Annotated in this window: 3 protein-coding genes; 2 read left to right on the forward strand and 1 reads right to left on the reverse strand. The window is 71.5% G+C overall.

Features of this window, described 5'->3' with window-relative positions:
- The coding region (locus tag PHC73_RS13755) for an NnrS family protein (RefSeq protein WP_300129390.1) at window positions 1-505 on the forward strand (505 nt) is incomplete at its 5' end.
- 30 nt (window positions 506-535) lie between these two features.
- On the opposite strand, the gene PHC73_RS13760 is transcribed toward PHC73_RS13755, so the two are convergent.
- A complete protein-coding gene (locus PHC73_RS13760; RefSeq protein ID WP_300129392.1) occupies window positions 536-1,486 on the reverse strand; it encodes a DUF523 and DUF1722 domain-containing protein in 951 nt (316 codons plus the stop codon).
- 78 nt (window positions 1,487-1,564) lie between these two features.
- On the opposite strand from PHC73_RS13760, the gene PHC73_RS13765 reads away from it, so the two are divergent.
- On the forward strand, window positions 1,565-2,613 hold a 1,049-nt coding region (locus tag PHC73_RS13765), incomplete at its 3' end, for an FMN-binding glutamate synthase family protein (protein WP_300129393.1).

Genomic DNA, 2,613 nt, shown 5'->3' on the forward strand with positions numbered 1-2,613 from the left:
ACTGGCGGCGGCGGGCGTGGGCCTGGCGCCGGACCTGCGCCTCGCGCCGCTGCTGCTGGCGCTGGCGCTGCTGCACGGCTGGCGAGCGGTGCGCTGGTATCGCCCCGGCATCTGGCGCGTGCCGCTGCTGTGGTCACTGCACGTCGCCTACGCCTGGCTGGTGGTGGCGCTCGCCGCGCTCGCCGCCTGGCACGCCGGGGTGCCGATCGCCGCCAGCGCGGCGCTGCACGCCTTCACGATCGGCACCGTGGGCGGGCTGATCCTGGCCATGATGGCGCGCGTGAGTCTCGGCCACACCGGCCGGCCACTCGCACCGCCGCGGCCGCTGGCGTTCGCCTTTGCCGCCGTGGCGCTGGCGGCCGCGGCGCGGGTGGGGCTGGCCGGCGTGGCGCCGCGCCTGGCGGTGGCGCTGGCGGCTGCGCTGTGGTGCCTGGGTTTCGGCCTGTTCCTGGTCCGCTACGCGCCCATGCTGTGGCGACCGCGCGTGGATGGCCGGCCGGGCTGAGGCGCACGCCGTGGACTGTCGGGCGATCCGTCAGACGTGATTCAGCAGCACCTGCTCGCGCGGGTCGGGATTCAGGTAGGTCTGCGCGGCCGCCCAGGGGTGCGGCGCGCGGCGCAAGTGATGGCGCAGTAACGTGACCGGCACCAGGCGCGGCGCGCGGCGCTGCCGGTAGGCGTCGATGGCCTCGTGCAGCTCGGCGCGGTCGACGTCGTCGAGGCGATCCTTGAGGTAGCCGGCCAGGTGCTGCAGCACGTTGACGTGGCCACCGACGCTGGCGTGGCGGCCCAGTGCCGCCATGAACTGCGCGCCGTAATCGGCCAGCAGCCCGGCGGGCGGCTGCCGGCCGGCGCCGGCCACCAGCCGCCCAAGCCGCCGGTAGGCCGCCTGGTTGTGGGCGAGCAGCTGGTATTTGTGGCGGCCGTGGAAGTCCACCAACGCCGCGCCGCTGGCACCGGCCGCGAGCAGGGCCTGCCAGCGCGCGTAGGCGAACACGCGCTCGATGAAGTTCTCGCGCAGCACTGGATCGCGAAGGCGGCCTTCTTCCTCCACCGGCAGCAACGGCGCACGCGCCATGAGCCCGGCGGCGAAGGCGCCGCTGCCGCGGCCGTGCTCTTGGCCGGATTCGGTGTAGGTCTTCACGCGCGCCATGCCGCAGCTTGGCGAGTTTTTCTTGAGTACGTAGCCGCACAGGCCCGCCAGCTGGCGGCATACGCGCGCCGCCTCGGCGTCGAGCGCGTCGGTGACGTCGAGCTCGACATCGCGCACGCCGCGCACGCGCACGCCGGCGGCGGTCTGCACGAGGCGAATCGGCGCGCGCGGCACGCCAAGGCCGATCGCCACCTCGGGACACATCGGCACCAGCTCGAAGTGCTCGGCCAGCACGTCCGCCACGAAGCCGTCGCGCTTGTGGCCGCCGTCGTAACGCACGCGCTCGCCGAGCAGGCAGGCGCTGACGCCAAGGCGCAGGCGCGGCTCAGTCATCGGCCGCCGGCTGCGGACGGGCGCGGTCGATAATGGCGTCGCTACTTGTCATTGGGCCGAACCTCGAGGAGCTGAATGATGCCGATCCTGCCCGAAGGGCTGTCGCGCTGGGTGCTGGCGGTGCTGGAAATCCTGGCCGCGCTGTTCATTTTTTCGCTGGGCGCGCTGATGCTGGCCGCGCTGGTGATGTACGTGATCGACCGCCACCAGACGCAGCATGCGGTGCGGCGCAATTTTCCGCTGATCGGGCGTTTTCGCTACGCTTTCGAGCGCCTGGGCGAGTTTTTTCGCCAATATTTCTTCGCCATGGACCGCGAGGAGCTGCCCTTCAACCGCGCCCAGCGCAGCTGGGTGTACCGGGCGGCCAAGAACCTCGACAACACGGTCGCCTTCGGCTCCACGCACAACCTGCACCGGCCGGGCGCGATCATTTTCGTGAGCGCCCTGTTCCCGCCGCTCGAGCAGGACACGCGCCCGCCGCAGCCGGTGACGATCGGCCCGTTCTGCCGCCAGCCGTACACCGCGCACGCCATCTTCAACATCTCGGCCATGAGCTACGGCGCGCTGTCCAAGCCGGCGGTGCGCGCGCTGTCGATGGGCGCCGCCAAGGCCGGCTGCTGGCTGAACACCGGCGAGGGGGGGCTGGCCGCGGCACACCTGGAAGGCGGCAGCGATGTGGTGTTTCAGATCGGCACCGCCAAGTACGGCGTGCGCGATCAGGACGGCAACCTGTCCGAGACGCGCCTGCGGGAACTGGCCGCCATGGCGCCGATTCGCATGTTCGAGATCAAGCTCTCTCAGGGCGCCAAGCCCGGCAAGGGCGGCATCCTGCCGGCGGTGAAGGTGACGCCCGAAATCGCCGCCATCCGCGGCATTCCGCCGGGACGCGATTCGCTATCGCCGAATCGCCACCCGGACATCCACGACCTGGACGACCTGCTCGATCAGATCGCCCGCATCCGGGACATCACCGGCAAGCCGGTCGGCTTCAAGACCGTGGTCGGCAACTTCGACTGGCTGGACGAGCTGTGCTCGGCCATCCACCGGCGCGGCATCGAGTCGGCGCCGGATTTCATCACCGTGGACAGCGCCGAGGGCGGCAGCGGCGCGGCGCCCATGCCGCTGAT

This window comes from Immundisolibacter sp. (assembly GCF_028696615.1).
In the GTDB taxonomy this organism is placed as follows: Bacteria; Pseudomonadota; Gammaproteobacteria; order Immundisolibacterales; family Immundisolibacteraceae; genus Immundisolibacter.